This is a genomic window from Nonomuraea sp. NPDC048901 (assembly GCF_040649695.1).
Classification (GTDB): domain Bacteria; phylum Actinomycetota; class Actinomycetes; order Streptosporangiales; family Streptosporangiaceae; genus Nonomuraea.
The window spans coordinates 1-1097 of the sequence record NZ_JBEZFW010000066.1; the positions used below are offsets into that span (position 1 = coordinate 1).

At 67.5% G+C, this 1097-nt stretch carries 2 protein-coding genes; both read right to left on the reverse strand.

The genetic code is table 11. From position 1 onward, the window contains the following. Positions 1-107: 107 nt before the first annotated feature. Positions 108-701 carry a transposase gene (locus AB0C30_RS59845; protein WP_357962700.1) on the reverse strand — a complete coding sequence of 198 codons (594 nt, stop codon included), beginning with the start codon at positions 699-701 and terminating at the stop codon, positions 108-110. 58 nt (positions 702-759) lie between these two features. After that, positions 760-954, reverse strand: coding sequence for a helix-turn-helix domain-containing protein (locus tag AB0C30_RS59850; RefSeq protein ID WP_357962702.1), 195 nt, complete (start codon positions 952-954; stop codon positions 760-762). Positions 955-1097: the final 143 nt, after the last annotated feature.

The following is a 1097-nucleotide window of genomic DNA, read 5'->3' on the forward strand; positions in this document are numbered from 1 at the left end:
TTTCTGTTCGTGTCGCTCGATCCGGGCCAGCAGGTCCTCGAGATCGGCCGGGGTGAACTTCCATCTGAAGGGCCGGGCGGTCTCGTTGTAACGACGCTCGAAGGCGATCAGCCGGTCTTCGACCTGGTCAAGGCTGGTGAAGTCATGGGGTGTGACGAGAAAAAGATCTCCACTTGATTCAGCCAGGACGCGTGCACGGGAGTGTGCACCATCACCGCGTGAGGAAACCGCGCGGTGAGCCGGTCGGCGGCGGCCTTGCCGCGATGGGAGGAGCCGTTGTCGACGATCCAGGACACCCGTTTGGCCGAGGCGTAGGGCTGCTGGGTCATGACCTGTTCGACCAGGTCCATGAACGAGACGATGCCGGTCTTGGGCGAGCAGCGGCCGAAGACGTGGGCGCGGTGGGCGTCGTAGGCGGCCAGGTAGGCCAGCGCGCCGCCGCGGTCGTAGTCGTGGTTGAGGCGCGTCATCCGCGATCTGCCGGGCGGCAGCGTGGGGTGGCAGCGGCAGCGGGCCTGGATGGAGGTCTTCTCATCGGCGCTGATGACATACTCGTCGTCGCCGAGCGGGACGCCGTCCCAGGTGCGGGCGTACAACTCCAGCACGCGGGCGGCCTTGACGGCGAAGGCCGGGTCACGGATGAAGATCCACGACCGGTGTTGCCAGGGCTTGAGTGTGTCCTCGGCCAGGATCCGGCGCACCGTGGAGGCCGAGATCGTCGCTGTCAGGCCGCGGGCGACGGCTTCGCGGGCCAGTTCGCTACTGCTCCACCGCGACGTAGCGGCCCCGCCACAGGCGGACCGTGTCCACGCTCACCCCGTGCCGGCGCGCGATGGCGTTGTTGGAGTGGCCGTGGGCGGCATCCAGCACGATCCTGACGCGGATCACCAGCTGATACGGGGCCGAATGGGAGTGGGCGAACTGCTTGAGCCGCCGCCGTTCGGTGGCGGTCAAGATGATCTGACACGCCGAGCGGGCAGGATAGCCCTCGTGCCGACGATCCCCGCCTCCACCAAGACGTCCCTGGCGCAGCGGCTGTGGCTGCATGCCAAGGAGAACTGGCCGCAGCTGAGCAGAGTGGATGTCCGCTATCACGG